The sequence below is a fragment of the Stenotrophomonas sp. A3_2 genome (genome assembly GCF_036624925.1).
GTDB classification, from domain to species: Bacteria; Pseudomonadota; Gammaproteobacteria; order Xanthomonadales; family Xanthomonadaceae; genus Stenotrophomonas; species Stenotrophomonas hibiscicola.
The window spans coordinates 99,568-116,697 of the sequence record NZ_JAZKVY010000327.1; the positions used below are offsets into that span (position 1 = coordinate 99,568).

14 protein-coding genes and 1 pseudogene are annotated in these 17,130 nt (G+C 60.3%); 9 read left to right on the forward strand and 6 right to left on the reverse strand.

Features of this window, described 5'->3' with window-relative positions; all coding sequences use genetic code 11:
• Nucleotides 1-6 precede the first annotated feature (6 nt).
• A complete protein-coding gene (locus R5H29_RS15500) occupies nt 7-579 on the reverse strand; it encodes a cyclin-dependent kinase inhibitor 3 family protein (protein ID WP_332329416.1) in 573 nt (190 codons plus the stop codon).
• Nucleotides 580-1,089: 510 nt separating this feature from the next.
• Between R5H29_RS15500 and R5H29_RS15505 the strand changes: the two genes are divergently transcribed.
• Complete coding sequence (locus tag R5H29_RS15505) at nt 1,090-1,314, forward strand: helix-turn-helix domain-containing protein (protein WP_220084291.1); 225 nt, start codon at nt 1,090-1,092, stop codon at nt 1,312-1,314.
• Nucleotides 1,315-1,368: 54 nt separating this feature from the next.
• Here R5H29_RS15505 and R5H29_RS15510 read toward each other — a convergent pair whose 3' ends face one another.
• The 5 genes and pseudogenes from R5H29_RS15510 to R5H29_RS15530 form a co-directional block, all read right to left on the reverse strand.
• Nucleotides 1,369-1,803, reverse strand: coding sequence for a hypothetical protein (locus R5H29_RS15510; RefSeq protein WP_332329417.1), 435 nt, complete (start codon nt 1,801-1,803; stop codon nt 1,369-1,371).
• Nucleotides 1,790-3,499: a hypothetical protein gene (locus R5H29_RS15515; protein ID WP_332329418.1), complete on the reverse strand. Its 1,710-nt coding sequence runs from the start codon at nt 3,497-3,499 to the stop codon at nt 1,790-1,792. The genes R5H29_RS15510 and R5H29_RS15515 overlap by 14 nt, the downstream gene beginning before the upstream one ends.
• Nucleotides 3,500-3,730: 231 nt before the next feature.
• The gene (locus R5H29_RS15520; RefSeq protein WP_332329419.1) at nt 3,731-4,987 is read right to left on the reverse strand and encodes a hypothetical protein; all 1,257 of its coding nucleotides are present in this window, start codon (nt 4,985-4,987) and stop codon (nt 3,731-3,733) included.
• Between the two features lie 508 nt (nt 4,988-5,495).
• Entirely contained in the window at nt 5,496-6,740 is a 1,245-nt protein-coding gene (locus R5H29_RS15525; protein WP_332329420.1) for a hypothetical protein, read from the reverse strand.
• A 51-nt stretch (nt 6,741-6,791) separates the two neighbouring features.
• Nucleotides 6,792-7,835 (reverse strand): annotated as a pseudogene (locus tag R5H29_RS15530) (YifB family Mg chelatase-like AAA ATPase); the annotation flags it as partial.
• 388 nt (nt 7,836-8,223) lie between these two features.
• Between R5H29_RS15530 and R5H29_RS15535 the strand changes: the two are divergent.
• The 8 genes from R5H29_RS15535 (at nt 8,224) to R5H29_RS15570 (ending at nt 17,109) form a co-directional block, all read left to right on the forward strand.
• Nucleotides 8,224-8,940: an ABC transporter ATP-binding protein gene (locus R5H29_RS15535; protein ID WP_155030256.1), complete on the forward strand. Its 717-nt coding sequence runs from the start codon at nt 8,224-8,226 to the stop codon at nt 8,938-8,940.
• A gap of 12 nt (nt 8,941-8,952) precedes the next feature.
• The gene (locus R5H29_RS15540) at nt 8,953-10,251 is read left to right on the forward strand and encodes an ABC transporter permease (protein WP_155030255.1); all 1,299 of its coding nucleotides are present in this window, start codon (nt 8,953-8,955) and stop codon (nt 10,249-10,251) included.
• 73 nt (nt 10,252-10,324) lie between these two features.
• Complete coding sequence (locus tag R5H29_RS15545) at nt 10,325-11,554, forward strand: ABC transporter permease (RefSeq protein ID WP_155030254.1); 1,230 nt, start codon at nt 10,325-10,327, stop codon at nt 11,552-11,554.
• A gap of 170 nt (nt 11,555-11,724) precedes the next feature.
• On the forward strand, nt 11,725-11,910 hold the full coding sequence (locus R5H29_RS15550; protein WP_155030253.1) for a hypothetical protein: 186 nt from the start codon (nt 11,725-11,727) through the stop codon (nt 11,908-11,910).
• A 30-nt stretch (nt 11,911-11,940) separates the two neighbouring features.
• Nucleotides 11,941-13,239 (forward strand): radical SAM protein, encoded by a 1,299-nt coding sequence (locus R5H29_RS15555; RefSeq protein ID WP_155030252.1) that lies wholly within the window; start codon nt 11,941-11,943, stop codon nt 13,237-13,239.
• Nucleotides 13,240-13,248: 9 nt separating this feature from the next.
• Complete coding sequence (locus R5H29_RS15560; RefSeq protein WP_155030251.1) at nt 13,249-14,472, forward strand: aKG-HExxH-type peptide beta-hydroxylase; 1,224 nt, start codon at nt 13,249-13,251, stop codon at nt 14,470-14,472.
• Entirely contained in the window at nt 14,450-14,974 is a 525-nt protein-coding gene (locus R5H29_RS15565) for a hypothetical protein (protein WP_155030250.1), read from the forward strand. The genes R5H29_RS15560 and R5H29_RS15565 overlap by 23 nt, the downstream gene beginning before the upstream one ends.
• A gap of 2 nt (nt 14,975-14,976) precedes the next feature.
• Entirely contained in the window at nt 14,977-17,109 is a 2,133-nt protein-coding gene (locus R5H29_RS15570) for a peptidase domain-containing ABC transporter (RefSeq protein WP_155030249.1), read from the forward strand.
• Nucleotides 17,110-17,130 lie beyond the last annotated feature (21 nt).

Sequence of the window (17,130 nt, forward strand, 5' to 3'; positions counted from 1 at the left end):
CATCCTTTACTGACCCAGCGCCTTAGCCCACTTGCGGACGAAACGTTCCTGCTCGAGGGTCTCTATAGCCCCTGGACGCGCCGTTCGTACGGCAAGCATAGCGCTCTCTGCATCGCTGCTCGTCTTAGTGCTCAGTAGAAGAAGCGAAGCAACCGTTCCTGCACGGCCCAATCCTCCCTTGCAATGCACGACCACCCTTTTCCCGTCGAGCAGTTCGCGAATCAGATATGGACCTAGCTCTTTCCACGTTGACAGGAAGCGTTCGTCCGGTGCATTGCCGTCCGTAATAGGAAGCCCGTACCACATCAAGCCATGATCGCTGGCCTGAGTTGGCAGAGAGGAGATCCTGAGTTCGTCGAACTCGTATGGTTCAAGTAGCGTAATCAGATGTCGTGCGCCCCAGGAATGAATCGCCGCCAAGTCTGCATCGAGGTCGCGCGCCCAAGCGCCTGTCATGGCGTTTTCTTGAAACTTCCCTGGAGCAAACGTCACACCAATCGCCCCACCATTCGCTCCCACTGGCAACTCAGCAATACTTAACGGGTGGGTGAGGCTGGTCCGGCGCGTCGTAGCTATCATTTGTAATCGTCATCCCACGCTAGTGTGTGGTGCCTGGACCATCAGAAGGACTGGCAGCGCAAAGGCAACAGCTTCATGGCCAGTTGCCACGGGAGGCTATGAACAGATGCATGGCCTGACGGGACTCCATCGCTTGCTGCGGTAGTTCAATCTTTCGTTGGTAGCAGATCGTACGTGCATAGGCGATCTGCGCCTTTGTAGGCCTTTTGATGTCCCAGTCAAGCATCTCTGGCACCAATCTAGAGAGCTCCGCAGCAAGGCGCCTTGAAAGCCCTTCAGCGTCCGTGCTCTCTTGGAGCTTTGCGATCTGGCGTCGCAGGTCCTGCGCTGACTCTTGGCTGAGAGACAGCTCCAAGGCGAACTCTGACTCAGCATCCACTAAGAAGAAGCTCATTCCCGCCTGCCAAGGTCTGTAAGTGGTCCACACCGCCGGTGCGGGCTCGTGACGTTGCCAGGAGCGCTACCGTAAGTACTGTAGACCAAAAATACTACAAAACTAAAGCTTAGGGGGTGACCATCCCCAAGCCCCAGCAAGCTCTTGGAGCCGCCGTGAAGGCGAGACGGATGGCGCTGGGTGTGTCTCAGGAGGATTTTGCAGCTGAACTGGGCATGCACCGTACTCAACTTGGCCATATTGAGCAGGGCAAGAAGGATTGCCGGCTTTCCACCGTCATAAGGCTTGCCGATGCCTTAGGGCTATCGGCGTCCAGCCTACTCCATATTGCCGATCTTTAGCCGCCGGGCCCGAGAATGCAGGGTGGCGTCGGTCGCCATGGTCCAGTAGCGTTGTCATTCATCCTTGCTGGCACGCGGTCTCTGTGGGAAAGCCGTGATGTTGGTATTGGGGGCAAGGGCCCGAAGTCTCTCGCACTCCAGTGTCAGTTGGAGTACTTGAGCATCTGCCTCTAGTAAAAGCGCGGCCATCTTATCGCGCTGCTGTGTAAGGTCCTCGATCCGCCTGCGAAGGCTTCGAGCCTTCTGCCGCTGCAGAAGCGTGGAGCCGGATGTCGGCCTATCCGGTAGTGCATTTGCATCAATCCATTGCTGGATCATGGCTACAACTCGCGGAAAGCGAGACTTTCGGAGCGCTGACGGAGTGACGCCTGCCTCGCGAGCGACGCTGGCCTGAGATACCGCTGTTCCAATAGAGCACTTGATGGGTTTGCCCGCCTTCAGGCGCTCAAATGCTTCGATAAATGCCATCTCGGCCTTATTCACTTTCATTGCTTGACTCGCAGAAGCGGATTGCGCCTTCAAGTGCATGCACTTGTCCAGAGAGGGCCTCAAAAAGCGGGCTGCCGAGAGGCGCGCCCTCCAGCCGGCCCCTCGCGTCATCAAGGAGGACGTGATACTTATCTAGGCGGGTCGCATCATACAGTAGGTACTCACAGGGCTTGGGGAGACTGCAGGCGGCAACGTTCTCAAATCCACCGAACTTGCAGGGCTTCGGTGACGCGCAGCCGCCGAGCAAGTGCGCCCTGTATTGAATCTTTCCTGACTTGGCAGCAGACACAAGGGCCTTATGGTCGCTGGTGGAAACAATATTGATCAGCCGATCCTTGTGTCGATCGCCATAGGGGCTGATGTACTGGCTGCTTCGCAGGTTGGAAAATTCATATGCAAGAACTTGGTACATGTTGCGAACATACTCGCCCCGAGCACTTTCGTTCATCTGGGCGCCCAAGAGAACGTGTCCCCTACCGTAATAGCGGGACATCGTCAGGCCGGTATGCTTCAGCTGATACTGAAGGCTCAGATCGCTCACCAGTCCTGATGAAAGCATGTTTACGGCGCCGGTCCTGCGGAACTGATGCCACGCGAATCGCCAATGAAGCCCGACTTCAATTTTTGATACAGAAGCCATCGGATTGAGGTGGCGGCTTACCACCATGTCTGCTTCCATGATTGTCAGCTCTGATCTAGGTAGGAGCCTAGGGAATCTGGCTAACTCTCTCGCTAGCTCCTGGCTGTCCTTTGCAACGCTAAGATCCCAGTAGTGCTTGCCATTCCTTCCGCGACCGCCCTGCCATGGCTCGAACGACCGAGGGAAGAGAGGTGATTGCCGATCAATGTCCTCATTCAATCCCAGGCGCCGTTGCCTACATTCGAGACGCAGTTTTGCGATGACTGTAGCAGCGCTTACCGCGCGTACGCAGTCAGAGGATACGATCCACCTGGCGTCGTCGTCCTTGACTGTCTTAGTTGTTCTTCCACGTAGCAAGTAGACGGTGTCGCCGATCGCATCGCGTTCGATCAAGAGGCAGTCTAGCGGGAGGTTGGATGCCTCTTCGATGCGCATGAGCGAGTACGATACGATCTGTATCGAGGCACACAGATTGACCAAGGTGGCAATACTCGAAAGAGCGTCTGAGAGGCTTTCGGTGCGCAACAGCCACTTCGAAATCAACGACTCCAGCGCGACAGTGGGTTGTGCGGTGGCGGCACTGTCTTCCTCGAGCTTTTCGGCAACGAGGTGTTTGAACGCTCTCCTGTAGTCGTCAGCTACAGCCAAAAATTCATCTATGAATGTCAACGATCGCTGCATCAGTAGCGTCCAGATGCGAGGCGGAATATAGGGCGTCTGGACCTTCTGATGCTCCGGCAATTCTGAAGCGAGGGCGACAATCTGATCGCGGGATAGGATGAAGAAGCCGATGCTATCCCGGGACTCGTAGATATCGTGGAGGATACGAATAGTGTGCCTAGCGGCAGACGGCCGAATCAGCTTCGCAACCTTCGCAAGGATACGTGGGTGCCGATGGAGCCGGTCCGCTGTTACTTTGTGCTCGCTGCAAAGTCTGAAGATAGGCCGAAGCAAGTCTGTTCGCTGGAGCATTTCTGCGCTAGTTGTAACGGCAAGTGGTCCCCACAGCCAGTAAGCGGCAATGGTGCGAAAGACCGCGCCGTTGGCTGCATCCATGATCCTCCTCGGGTCATCGGCGCCATCGCGAAAGTAGACACGGGTGACCTTTCTGGACATTGGGGTCAGATCCCAGCATGGGTCACCGACCCTGCTTAAAACTGAGCCGTCTGATGCTAGGGAAACTGGATGATCCAGGGGAGGTGGGAAGCAAGGAAGTTTGAAGTTGGATGCTGCGGGAGCTACGTTTGGGTGTGTCAGGTTCAAGCAGAAGTGCACTTCAACTTCCTTCTAATCAAGCATCTCAATAGATACAGCCCAAAAAGGGTGGTAATTTCTTTCGGTGACGCGTTCTATGGATTCTTCGATCCATTGACCTCTTACCGCGCTGGACTCACCAAATGCGGCCACCTTCTGACTAATGCGCGTTAGTACCGCTTCTATTGGTTGAATCAGTGAGTGCTTGTTGTTAACGAGATGGTTGCTGGCAAGCTCCATACGCTTGAGGTGCTGATACGTGACCAATGACCATGCATAATCGAGGCTGGATATGTCTCGATGATGCCGACAGAACATGCAGCCAGATGCGGTCGCGCAGTCGGGCGATGCAACACCCTCCGGTATTTCTGACAACGGGCTGGGTCCGTTGTCTCCACCTGCGCAGCCTCCAGCGGCAGGCGGTGCGCGATTGGTTTCACTCTTGGCGTGAAATCTTGTGATCTCACTGGCGGCGACGGGGTGGGACGGTCTCACATAGATGTCACGGAGTGTGCGCTGACTGTGCTGGGCCACTTCTGCGGCCAACGCATCATTCGCCCTCACGCGGAACCAGTTCACGCGGAGGTTCCGCAGCTTTTGAGGGCCAACGAATGGTAGACCAATCTTCTTGAACTTGATTCGGGTGGAGCTGAAGTTCGGGGGCGAATCCTCCGCAGGTATCGCAGAGGGATAGTAGAATGGGAAGAGCCGATCATCATGCTCAATAGGTACGAAATGATCGAGCCAATCCAGGTATCGCTGAAGAATTCGCTTGTATTCTCTGAATACTGTGAACCGTACTTCTCCGCCCTTGCGAGCTTTGTACTGCGCGGCCACGCGGACGTCGCCATCAGAACTCTGATAGCGAAACTGCGATCTTCCCAGCATCTTGGCCTGGGCTAGATTCATGCCCGTCTGAGAGAGGAAGATCAGCATCTCGCACTCAATTCTCAAGTTTATTATCGAGTACCTTGTTCGGATGGTTCCATCTTCCTCCCACGCCTTCCGCTCGCGCTCGACCACAACTCTTTGGTGAATTGGTGTGAGCCCCTGAAGGGACTTGATTTTCTCGGGTGGCCGCAGCCCGCACCACTCCGAGAACGTGTGCCCAGCACTGAGTTCGATTTGGACGGGAAGGGGAGAGCGCACCTTTTCAGCTGTCAGCTGGTCGCAGATCTCCAGCAGAACCTTGCCACTATCGGCTGCATCCTCAGCGGAAACTGCATCGCTTTTTTTGTAAGGAGCACGGCCTTTGGCGGCAAGCGCTGGAAGTCGGGTGAAACGCACCATTGGACGTTCCATGCCAATTGCTGGGGTGAGTACGCTTGATACACGGGAGGCTTCGTCGCGTGCTGTCTCGAAGCTTATCTTATCTTTGCGTTGCTTCCGCCTTGGCTTCGTACCTGGCGGACCAGCCGGCAAAGATGGCAGCTTCACTTTGCCGTTAGCTCTATCGATAAGGTGATTGCACCAGTCTGTGAAGTCTGAGACGGCTTCAGGTGCACCTCCAAGTCGCCCCTCCCGGTCGCACCATGCGAAGAAGTAGCGGAGTGATCTGATGATGTTCCTGATCGACGTCGGACGTAAGCCGCTCTCGATCATATTCGAAAGCGCTCTATGTATCCCTGCTAGCAACCCGACTCTAGTGACGATCGGCTCCCCAGCCTGGCGATTAAAGATCGCTTGGGCTGCGTGGGTGGTCACGGCTTCGGACATACCCAGGTACAGGTGATGCTGCAGGTCGATCTGCACTTGAGACGGACCGTGTGGCAGGCTCGGGAAAGTCAAGCAAGGAATTTTAGGTTTCTTTGCCAGCATCAGTCAGCTTCAGGTAGCTTCGCGTGTACTCATCTGCAAGAGAGGAGATAAGATCACCGGTTTGTATGAATTTCACGTACTTGAGCGTTGTCGCGATATCGGAATGAAGCATTAGCTCCCTGAGAAGGCCTAGTGCGTCTGCGACGCTGAGATGCCTGAGGAACAGCCGAGCGGTGTTCGTTCCAAAGGTTGCACGGGTTCTGTGGAACTTGAAATCGTACATCGGAGCAAAAAGTGCCCTTCTTGCGCGAGATCTCAGTCGGGATATCTCCATCTCCATCGCGCGGTACTCAGTCACCCCCGCCTTCCCGGCGTATGGCTGCCCGGATCTGGTAAGAAAAAGAAGGTCCCGGTGGTGGTGGGCCGCGCGCTCCACTCTTTTCAAGCGCCTGGTACTGGTTGCGTGCTCAATGAGGGCATCCAGATCGTTCTGATGTAAGGGGATGGTGCCGTTCACACCGTTCTTAGTGGCAACCGGCGGCTGAGCCCTTGGCCCGATGCTGATTCTCATAAAACCGGTCATGTTCGGATCCGGCGTTGCCCTATAGAGCGTCTGCACCTTGAGGTCAGAGATCGTTCCTAGCCGGAGACCTGTGCGGAAGCCGAGACTGAAGAAGAGTTGCAATTCCTCCGTGCCATACCGACGCGCGTACGCCTGGATAGCCGCTTGGTCATCTACTGAGAATGGTACGAGGTTGTCCTCTAGAGCGATCGAAGAAGCCGTCGAGCCCGCTCGGATACGCAGATCTGTGCTCAGCTTCAAGATCGTTCTTTCAAAGCCGAAGTTGGTAGAGACACGCACGCCGATGTGCCGGTCTTCCCACATGGGCCATTCAGGAGATATGACTCGGTGGGTGTGGGCCCATCGATAAAATTGAACTATGGCGCGCATCCTGGCCGCGGCAGTCCGAGGCTTGATGCTCTGGGTGCCAATCTCGCGGAGTAAAAATGCTCGGTAGAGAACTAGGCAGCGCTTTGCCCTGTCTACGGGGAAGTCCCACCAGTGGGTATTCGTCTGCTCAAGCCATTTGGCGTAAGCAAGGAGGTGCGTCATCAAGGACTTTAAGGTGGCGCCATCAACGCCCTTCTTTTGCGAGATCCATAAGTTCACCTCTCGCCAAGGGTTGTTGTCCTGCCAAAACAACGCCGGGAGACTGTTCTTCTCCGCTCCGGTGCCTGGGTCTTCTCCCTGACTGGGCCGGGCAATCTGTTCCAGAACAGCCATTGATCCATTCATGAAGTTACGTTGGCGTATTCATCTTATCATGTTACGTGTGCAGGGGCAGGGATTCATCGCCGCCACCAGTTGAAAGCGCGCCGGATACTGCACGCTGCGTGCCGCGCGGGCGATGCGGATGTGGCCGGATTCCAGTGGCTCGCGCAGGGTTTCCAGCGCGCTGCGGTTCCATTCTGGGAGCTCATCAAGGAAGAGGACTCCATGGTGGGCCAGTGATATTTCACCGGGGCAGGGCGGGTTGCCCCCAACCACCAGCGCCGCCGCGCTCGCGCTGTGATGGGGCGCTCTAAAGGGCCGCTGCCGCCAACGTCTTGGGTCCAGCCCTTCGCCACTCACCGACGCAATCGCGGCAAGCTGCAGCGCCTCAGTCTCTTCGGTATCCGGCAACAGGCTGGGCAGGCGCGAGGCCAACAGCGTCTTGCCGCAGCCAGGGCTACCGATCAACAACAGATGGTGACCACCTGCTGCGGCCACTTCCAACGCGCGCCGTGCATGCGCCTGCCCGCGCACGTCGGCCAGATCGGGCAGTGGCAACGGTGTCGAGTCCACGCGCTCCACGGGTGGCAACAGGCGCGGATTGCCCAGCCCGGCGCAGCATTCCAGCAACGTACGCGCTACACGCACATCGGCGTGCTCGGCCAACGCAGCCTCTGCGGCATTCCCCGGAGGCACCACCAGAATGCGCCCAGCCTCGGCGGCGGCAATTGCGGCGGGCAGTGCACCCGCCACTGGCCGCAGCTCACCGGTCAGGCCAAGCTCGCCCAGGAATTCGTACTGCAGCAGTGACTGCGGATCGACTTGACCACTCGCGGCAAGAATGCCCAGGGCGATGGCCAGGTCGTAACGTCCACCTTCCTTGGGCAGGTCGGCGGGCGCGAGATTCAGAGTGATGCGTCGCTGCGGAAAGTCGAAGCGCGCGCAGAGCAGGGCGGCACGCACGCGCTCGCGTGATTCGCGGACGCTGGTCTCGGCCAGGCCCACGATCTGGGTGACAGGCAGGCCGCCAGAGAGATGCACTTCCACCCGCACCAGCGGGGCATCGACCCCGGCGCGGGCGCGGCTGTGGACCAGCGCCAGGCTCATGTGTGGTTTCCTGCGGAAGGTCGCTTGATGGTGCGGCAGGTGATCTGTGGGTCGCCATCGGGTATTGCCGGAGATGTGGCTAGGGATATTCCCGCCTCTACCAGGCCGTCGATCGATCAGGTACCCCGGAAGATCTGTATGTAGATTCCTAGATGAAGGAGGACGGTCCCGCTTCCGTCTGTATAGAACGTCCATGAAGCTGGCATTTCCGCGAACGATCGAAAGGGGGCGTTCGCGACGTATGGGTTCAGGCAGGAGGTGCAGGCGTGTCGGGCGCATCACAAGACCTTGCTCCGTGTTGCAAAGTAGGTGAACATCGACTGACTGCTGGTGCTAACTTCAGGCCCGCTTGCTGCACGTTTCGCGACGTTGGACGAAAGGACGCCGAATGCTCGAAATGACAGGAGTTTCAAAGGTTTTCCGTACCGGCGAAGTGCAGACCAGCGCGCTTCGATCGATGGATCTGAAGGTTGCCGAGGGTGAGTTCGTTGCTGTGACGGGCCCATCGGGCTCTGGCAAGAGTACATTTCTCAATATTGCCGGGCTGCTCGAGGATTTCACCTCAGGCACATACCGGCTCGATGGCGAGGATGTCTCCCGGCTGGGCGACATCGCCCGCAGCCAATTGCGCAATCGCAAGATCGGTTTCATTTTCCAGGGGTTCAACCTCATCCCGGATCTGAACCTCTTCGACAATGTGGATGTGCCACTCAGGTATCGGCGCATGCCCGCAGGCGAGCGTCGCCAACGCATCGAGCAGGCATTGACCCAGGTCGGCCTGGGTTCGCGCATGAAGCACTTCCCGACCCAGCTTTCCGGTGGTCAGCAGCAGCGTGTGGCCATCGCGCGCGCGCTGGCCGGTAGTCCACGCCTGCTGCTGGCCGATGAGCCGACCGGCAACCTGGACACGGAAATGGCCCAGGGCGTAATGGCGTTGCTGGAGCAGATCAACGCCGCTGGCACCACCATCGTGATGGTGACCCATGATCTGGAGCTGGCGTCCCGCGCACGCCGCAATGTCCACATCATCGATGGCCAGGTGACCGATCTGCTGCGGCCCCTGCACCTTGAACAGGAATTCTGCGAACTGTCGGTCAACGGCTAAGGATGGTGGTGGATGGTGGGTTACTACATAGGCCTTGCACTGCATAGCCTGAGAAGAAACAAGGTACTGACGGCCCTGATGATCCTTGCGATCGGCCTGGGCATTGCCGCCTCGACAACCACGCTTACCGTGCTGCACGTCCTGTCTGGCGATCCACTGCCCGGAAAGAGCGACCGGGTGTTCCGCGTCCAGCTGGATGCGGCGAGCCTGCAGGGCTATCAGCCGGGCCGCGAACCCGACGAACAGGTGACCCGCCTGGACGCAGAGACACTGCTGTCGCAGGCCAAGGGCGCGCGACAGGCGATGATGTCCGGCGGCGGCGCCAGGGTCGATGCCGGTGTGGACGGGCGTGCACCGCAGCAGACCGATGTGCGCTTCACTACCGCCGACTTCTTCCCCATGTTCCAGGTGCCGCTGCGTTACGGGCGCACCTGGACGGCGGCCGAAGACGCGTCCCATGCCCGTGTGGCCGTCATCAGCGAGGAGCTCAACGCCGCGCTGTTCGGCGGTGCCGACAGCACCGGCCGGACCATCCGCGTCGCCGGCGGCGAACTGCACGTGATTGGCGTGCTGTCCGCATGGCGCCCGGTGCCCAAGTTCTACGACCTCAACACAGGCAAGTTCCGCGCGGTGGAAGGGCTGTTCCTGCCGTTCACCACATCCCGCGATCTGGCCATGAAGTTCCAGGGCAGCAGCACCTGCTGGGGCAGCAACAGCGACATGTACGACCTCAACGCGCCCTGCGCGTGGCTGCAGTACTGGGTCGAGCTCCCAGGTGTGGCCGATGCATCAGACTACATGCGCTACCTGGAAAACTATGCAGCAGTGCAGCATGAAACAGGTCGCTACGCGCGCCCGGTGAATGTACGTCTGCGCAGCGTAAGCGACTACCTGCAGTTCAAGCAGGTGGTTCCAAGCGATGTGCGCATGCAGGTCTGGCTGGCGTTTGGCTTCCTCGCAGTGTGCGTGTTGAACACGGTCGCGTTGCTGCTGGCGAAGTTCCTGCGGCGCACTTCGGAAATCAGCCTGCGCCGGGCGCTTGGCGCCAGCCGGATCGATGTGTTCGCCCAGTGTTTGGTCGAGGCGGCCGTGATCGGTGCTGCCGGTGGCGCCCTGGGTCTGCTGCTGGCATGGCTGGGGTTGTGGGCCGTGCGCCAGCAGCCGGTCAGCTACGCCGCGCTGGCACATCTGGATATGGCCATGCTGCTGGTATCCCTGGCGATCGCTCTGGCAAGCAGCCTTCTGGCGGGGGCGCTGCCCGCATGGCGCGCAATGCAGGTCGAGCCGGCATCCCAACTCAAGGCCGAATAAGGCCCCGTTCGCCAACGCCAGCGTGGCCGTTGCCATGGCCACGCCGGCGAGATTCAGTTCCCGGGAGTGGACCATGGACGTAGCACCCATCGTTTCAGCCATGCGCCGGCACAAGATTGCCGTGTCATTGATCGTGCTGGAGATCGCGCTGAGCTGCGCGATCATCTGCAATCTGCTGTTCCTGATCAACGAGCGCCTGCAGCGCCTGCAGATCGACAGCGGCGTGGCCGAGACCGAGCTGATCCGCATCCAGGCAGCCAACCCCCGGCAGCTGGAAGGTGGCGGGGAGAGCCAGGACCGCAGCTTGGCACTCCAGTACCTGGCCACGCTGCGCGCGGTACCGGGCGTCAATGCTGCTGCGCTGGCCTCCCAGGTACCTTTCAGCAGTTCCAGCAGCACCAGCACCGTTCGCCTCAGCGCCGATCAGCAGGATGAGAGCCTGACTGCCAGCGTTTACCTTGACGAAGGCGGACTACTGCAGGTGCTGGGCACGCGGCTGATTGCCGGGCGCAACTTCAATGCCGATGAGTATCGCGACATGAGCGCCTTGGAGGACGCCGGCGGCGACCAGGGCGTGCCAGCGGTCATCATCAACCGCAGCATGGCCGAGCAGCTCTTCCCGGGCCGCAGCGCGATAGGCCAGTCCATCTTCAGCTGGGGCACCTCACCGACACGGGTGGTCGGGGTTGTAGAGGAGTTGATCCGGCCGAATGGATTCGCCGATGGGACCTACACAATGATCCTCCCGGTGCGCAAATACACGGCAGGCATGCACATCGTGGCGCGCGTGTCGCCGGCCCTTAGGGGCGGGGTGCTGCAGGCGGGTGTCGCAGCGCTCAGGGCGGAGGATCCGAACATCATCATCTTCAACAGCGACACGCTTAGCGAGATGCGCAGTGATTACTTCCGCCAGGATCGCGCAATGGCCGTCATGCTGTCGGTGGTGGTGACGGCGCTGCTGATTGTCACGGCACTGGGCATAGTGGGCCTGGCCAGCTTCTGGGTGCAGCAGCGCACGCGCCAGATCGGTATCCGTCGCGCGCTTGGCGCGCGTAGGGTCGATATTCTTGCGTATTTCCAGACCGAGAATTTCCTCATCACCTCCGCAGGCATAACGCTGGGAATGCTCCTGGCCTACGCCTTCAATCTGGTACTGATGAAGGCCTACGAGCTGTCGCGCATGCCCTGGTATTTCCTGCCTGCGGGCGCGCTGCTGTTGTGGATTCTCGGGCAGCTGGCGGTGCTCGGTCCCGCTCGTCGCGCATCGCAGGTCAGTCCAGCAGTCGCAACGCGTGGCAAGTGAGTGCGCAACGCACGTCCTGCAGAGAATGGTTCCTGCAGTGAGCAAAGCTATTGGTTGACTTCACCAACACGTTGTGTGAAAACAACTTTGACGCATCTGATTATGCGTCGTTCATGTGCAGTGCGAATCCAAGTAGTTCAACTTCACTTGTACAAAGAAGGGAGTCTTGAATGGATCTGAAGCTCCGTAGTCTGTCTGATCGTCTCAAGTCCAAGATTGAAAGCAGCCCGCAGGCTGTGTCTGATCTGGACGGCATGAGTGACCTGGTCGATGCTCACCTGGAACTGGTGAGCGCGGCCCATGGCTCGGCCCATGCATCGGGCCACCTGTCGGCCAACCCGGAAGTGCTGGAGTAATTTTCCAGCCTTGAGACGTGGTGCCGGCCTGTGGCCGGCACCTTTGATCGCATTCCAATGCAACTCGCAGCCACCTGCGGGACAGGGAAGTCTTTGCCCATGAGTAACTCATTCGGTAATCAGATCGACGTCGTTCTCAAGCTGGCCGAGCGCTGCAATCTTGCATGTCCCTACTGCTATTACTTCTTCCAGGAAAACAAGCTCTCAGAAATCAGTCGCCCATTGATTCCTGAGAAAACTGTCCACGTGCTTGCTGCCTTCCTCAAGAAGGGCGCACAGGAGCTGGACATCAAGCATATATACCTGGGGCTGCACGGTGGTGAACCGACGCTGCTGCCGAAGGCACGTTTCGACCGCCTGTGTACCGTCCTGCGCGAAGCACTCGATGGTGTCGCCGAACTGCATCTTGGAATGCAGACCAACGGCACGCTCATCGACGATGAGTGGGTCGATCTGTTCGCAAAGCACCAGGTGATGGTGGGTGTCAGCATCGACGGCCCGAAGGATGTCCACGATGCATCGCGACCCGATCGTCGCGGTCGGGGCAGCTATGACACTACTGTGCGCGGGCTGCGCCTGCTGCAGGCCGCCAGCGCGCAGGGGCGCATTCCGCCGACCGGTGTGCTGTGCGTAGCCAACGCGGATCTGGATGGGCGTGAGGTGCTGAGGCACTTCTCCGAAGAGCTGGGCGTATCGGGTCTCAATCTCCTGTTGCCGCGGCAGGGACACGACGATGCAACGCTCGCGCCGCAGGCGCAGTGGACGCGATATTTCAGCGAGATCATCGACTACTGGATGAACTCGGCGCAGACCAAGCCGATCCGCGTCTACATGATCTCCGAGATCATGAACGCCATGATGTCCGAGCAGAACGCGCAGCGGCTGGACTTCCGCCGCGCCAACCGGCACAACGTCATCACCATTTCCGCCGAGGGCTACCTGGGGCCGGACGACAACATCATGGCGCTGGACGAGGCGTTCTGCAGATCTGACGTCACCATCGAGAACACCAGCCTGAGCGAGTTCTTCGCCAGCCCGATGTGGCGGTCCCTGGTGGAGGACGTGGATTCGTCACCACAGAAGTGCACCGATTGCGAATGGTTCCGGACCTGTCGCTCCGGTGACCTGTTCAATCGCTACAAGAGCGGCCAGGGCTTTTCTTCACACTCGGTCTTCTGCGAGACCTTGGACTCGATCCACTCCACGCTGGCCAAGATCGTGGTCAGCCGCGACGGATTGGAAAAGGTGGCAGGGATTCTCGCCGCACCGCCCACCATGAAGGCATCGCAGTTCATGAACCCGACCGTCGGCGCCCAGGTGATGGCCTAGGACTGTCCCATGGATGTCTTCCGCTATCTTTCGCACCCTGCGGTGGGCGATTTCCGCAGCCTTGCTGCCGAGCTGTGCACCCTGCAGTTCCACGCATTCGTCAGCCGCACCCGCGATCGCCTGACGCAGCTGCAGCACGCCGCACTGTTGGACGAAGTGCTGGCTGGCCTTGCGGCCACACCCCCTCACCGCGGTTACTGGACGCCGGAGGTCAGCTGGATCCAGGCCGGCGAATCGGCCCGCGCTGGGTACGCCCGCCTTGCGCCGCACGAAGAGTGGCAGGTGGCGCAGATCGCCACAGCAGCATTCCTGACCGGCATCCTGGACCGCATTGCGCTGCGCGTGACGCTTGAATTCCCTTTGCTTGTGGCAGGACGCACCTTTCTGGGCGAAGTGCTGATCGAGGGGCACGGCGACCTGCTGCGGATCCAGTCCGGTGTCTCCACGCTCGCCACCTTCGTGGCGGTGACCGCGTGCGAGCGTTGCACCGTGTGGATCGACGCCAGGATTGGTGTGCAGGGCGTAATCAATCTGCACGGTGAATCTCCCATCCGGTGCGTTGGCAGTGATTGGCACCGCTCTGACTGGATCGGCATGGACTGCCAGGACGCGTCGATCGCTGATGCGACCCACCAGCTCCAGGATGCGCTGGAGCTGCTGCGCTCGGTCTGCCCGGAGTACCACGCATGGGTGACCTGCCTGCTGAAGGAAGTGACCCCGATTCGGCGGCCCGCCCCGCGCATGCTTGCCAGCAACTCCTCGTCGCTGCGCATGGGCGGGATTGATGTGTCGGTACCGGCAAGCGTCACCGAGACCGTGGAAATGCTGGTGCACGAATGTACGCACCAGTACTTCCACATGTGCGCTTGGCTGGGATCCACCGTGGTGCCGGGTGCCAAGCCGCACTTCTCGCCGCTGAAGCAGTGCGAGCGGCCCTTGGACAGGATCCTTCTGGGCTACCACGCATTCGGCAATGCGCTGATCGTGTTCGACAGGCTGGCCGCGCTGGGCAGGACCGAGGAGATACGCGTGCGCTGGACCGCCGTTGCCGCCTACATGGACAAGCTGGTCGAGCCACTGCAACCGCCGGACGAGCTCAGCGAGCTGGGCCTGGCGCTGTTCTCCCCTCTACGCGCGCGCCTTGATTCCCTGCACCACCAGCGCCCACCCGCCTCGGCCTCAGCCGGGTCCCGCATGAACCGGCACGACCATGTCCCGACCTTCTCCCCTTGATGACCGTCCGTTCTTCCGGCCGGAGGCCGAGGCCCATCGCCTGCACCGCCATCTGGGTGAAGTGCGGCTTGCACGGCCTGTATCGGTGCGCCTGGTGTACCTGATTCCCTTGCTAGCCACAGCGCTGCTGTCTGTTGCCGCGTCGCTGGTGACATTCCGACCGCGTGTGGAGCTGACCCACGTACCGGTGGAGCTGGGTAACGGTGATGTGGGCCTGGTGCTCCCGGCCCCGCGTGCCGCAGTGTTCCCGGTGGGCAGGGCCGTCGAGCTGCTGGGGGGCGATGATCGTCCGCTCGCCACCGCCGAAGTGATCGCCGCCGGCGCGGTGCCCTGCGTTGCTGCACCGGCCTCCGCCACGCCCCCGGACGGCTGCACACAGCTGCGCGTCCGGCCCGCCGTCGCGACGACGGATGGGCGCCATGGCGCTGTTGCAAGCGTGCGCGGCGCGCCGCGTCATTACTTCTCCTTGTTTGACCGTGACCCGCCTGCAGGGGAGAAGTGAGCATGTCGATCCGCAGTGGGCGCAAGACACCGATGATCTACCAGGCCGAGCACAGCGAGTGCGCGTTGGCCTGCCTGGCGATGGTTGCCGGCTACCACGGGTTGGATGTGACGCTGCTTGCTTTGCGCGAGCGGTTCCCGATCTCGATGAAGGGGGCCACGCTGCGCGATGTCGTTGAACTCGCGCGGCGAATCGGCCTGGATACCCGCACTGTGCGCTGCGAGATTCCGTCATTGGCCAAGCTGCAGCTGCCGGCACTGCTGCATTGGGATTTCGAGCATTTCGTGGTGCTGGCGGGCATCCGCGGCACACGCTACGTGATCCATGACCCAGCCCTTGGCGTGGTGGAAATGCGTGCGGAAGAGGTGTCCCGGCACTTTACCGGCATCGCCGCCCAGTTCACCCCGCGTCCCGACTTCCAGATGGGAAGCGAAGGCGGGCGCCTCACCCTGCGTCGCCTGCTGCAGGGCAGCCGCGGTGTCTGGTCGTTCGTGGCGCAGGTGGTGTGGATCACTGCGTTCCTGGAACTGTTTGCGCTGCTCAGCCCGCTGGTGCTCAAGACCGTCATCGATACGGGACTGACCAACCGCGACTTCGATTTCATCACGGCCCTGGCGCTGGGCTTTGCTGGTGCGGCGGTGCTGCAGGGCGTGCTCGCGTTCTCGCGCGATTACGTGCTGCTGCATTTTGCATCGGCCTTCAACGCACAGTTCTCGTCCGTGCTGTTCAGTCATCTGCTGCGCCTGCCGATGCAATTCTTCAGCAAGCGCCGCGTGGGTGATCTGATCGATCGCTACCAATCTGCCAATATCATCCGGCAGACACTGGTCGGTAGCCTTCCCCGGGTGCTGCTGGATGGCGTCATGGCGATCGTGTTCATTTCCATTCTCTTCTATTACTCGCTCGCGCTGGGCGGGCTGGCGCTGGGCTTCTTCCTGCTCTACACGGCCGTGCGCGTTACCTGGCACCGCAGTACCCGGCGGCTGGCCGAGAACGTGGTGAAGATGCGGTCCGAGGAGAATGGCCATGTGATCGAGACCCTGCGTGGCATGCAGCCGATCAAGATCTTTGCCAAGGAGCAGGAGCGCCTGGGCAACTGGCACAACCATTACAGCCGCCTGATAAACGCGGAGCTGGGCCATGGCCTGTCCACCTCGGCACAGTCGGCATCGAAGGTGATGCTGCTCGGCGTCGACGCGGCGGCCAGCATCTATGTGGGCGCAACACAGGTAGCTGCCGGTTCATTGACCATTGGCCTGCTGTTTGCACTGCTTGTCTACAAGGCGCAGTTCGCGCAGAAATCGATGACGCTGGCCGAACAGGCGATGGAACTGCGGATGGTGTCGCTGCACCTGGATCGCCTGTCCGAGATCGCGCTGTCGCCCCCGGAGCAGGATGCCCAGGTGGCAATACCGCTGGTCCCCGCCGACTTCGACGGTTTCCGGCTTGAGGTGGACAATGTGTCCGCGCGCTACGGCCCAATTGATCCGGCCGTGATCTCCGGTGCGACCTTCCAGATCGAGGCGGGCGACTTCGTCGCGCTGATCGGCCCCTCCGGCAGCGGCAAGACGACCTTGTTCCGCCTCATCCTCGGTCTGATGGAGCTTGCCGAAGGGCAGGTGCGTTTCAATGGCCGGCCCATGGCGGATTTCGAGATGCAGAGTTTCCGCCGCCGCATCGGCGTGGTGATGCAGGACGACATGCTGTTGTCGGGCACCATCCTGGACAACATTTCCTTCTTCGACGCCAGCCCTGATGAGTCCAAGGCGCGGTGGTGCGCCGAGACAGCGATGATCTTCGATGAGATCGAAGCAATGCCAATGAAGTTCAACAGCCGCATCGGTGATCTGGGATCGGCGCTGTCCGGCGGACAGAAGCAGCGCATCCTGCTGGCGCGCGCGCTCTATCACGATCCGCACATCCTGCTGCTGGACGAAGGTACCGCCAATCTGGACGTCTCGGTAGAAAAGCAGTTGCTGGACAACCTGGCGATGCTTGGCATCACCTGCGTATCGATTGCCCATCGCCCCGAGACGATCCTGCGTGCCAACAAGGTGCTGCACGTTGAAGGTGGCCGCGTGGTCGAGGTGCGTCGCGCCGATGCCGAAGCCGTCGTGGATGTCGCCCTGGCGTGACCCTGCGCCGTCCCTTTGCCC

What these genes read in the sequence shown, in the direction of transcription:
- R5H29_RS15510 (WP_332329417.1), bottom strand. Translation starts at nt 1,803, where the DNA reads ATGAAAGTGAATAAGGCCGAGATGGCATTTATCGAAGCATTTGAGCGC.
- R5H29_RS15500 (WP_332329416.1), bottom strand. Translation starts at nt 579, where the DNA reads ATGATAGCTACGACGCGCCGGACCAGCCTCACCCACCCGTTAAGTATT.
- R5H29_RS15535 (WP_155030256.1), top strand. Translation starts at nt 8,224, where the DNA reads ATGCTCGAAATGACAGGAGTTTCAAAGGTTTTCCGTACCGGCGAAGTG.
- R5H29_RS15515 (WP_332329418.1), bottom strand. Translation starts at nt 3,499, where the DNA reads ATGGATGCAGCCAACGGCGCGGTCTTTCGCACCATTGCCGCTTACTGG.
- R5H29_RS15570 (WP_155030249.1), top strand. Translation starts at nt 14,977, where the DNA reads ATGTCGATCCGCAGTGGGCGCAAGACACCGATGATCTACCAGGCCGAG.
- R5H29_RS15545 (WP_155030254.1), top strand. Translation starts at nt 10,325, where the DNA reads ATGGACGTAGCACCCATCGTTTCAGCCATGCGCCGGCACAAGATTGCC.
- R5H29_RS15565 (WP_155030250.1), top strand. Translation starts at nt 14,450, where the DNA reads ATGTCCCGACCTTCTCCCCTTGATGACCGTCCGTTCTTCCGGCCGGAG.
- R5H29_RS15520 (WP_332329419.1), bottom strand. Translation starts at nt 4,987, where the DNA reads ATGGTGCGTTTCACCCGACTTCCAGCGCTTGCCGCCAAAGGCCGTGCT.
- R5H29_RS15550 (WP_155030253.1), top strand. Translation starts at nt 11,725, where the DNA reads ATGGATCTGAAGCTCCGTAGTCTGTCTGATCGTCTCAAGTCCAAGATT.
- R5H29_RS15540 (WP_155030255.1), top strand. Translation starts at nt 8,953, where the DNA reads ATGGTGGGTTACTACATAGGCCTTGCACTGCATAGCCTGAGAAGAAAC.
- R5H29_RS15560 (WP_155030251.1), top strand. Translation starts at nt 13,249, where the DNA reads ATGGATGTCTTCCGCTATCTTTCGCACCCTGCGGTGGGCGATTTCCGC.
- R5H29_RS15525 (WP_332329420.1), bottom strand. Translation starts at nt 6,740, where the DNA reads ATGGCTGTTCTGGAACAGATTGCCCGGCCCAGTCAGGGAGAAGACCCA.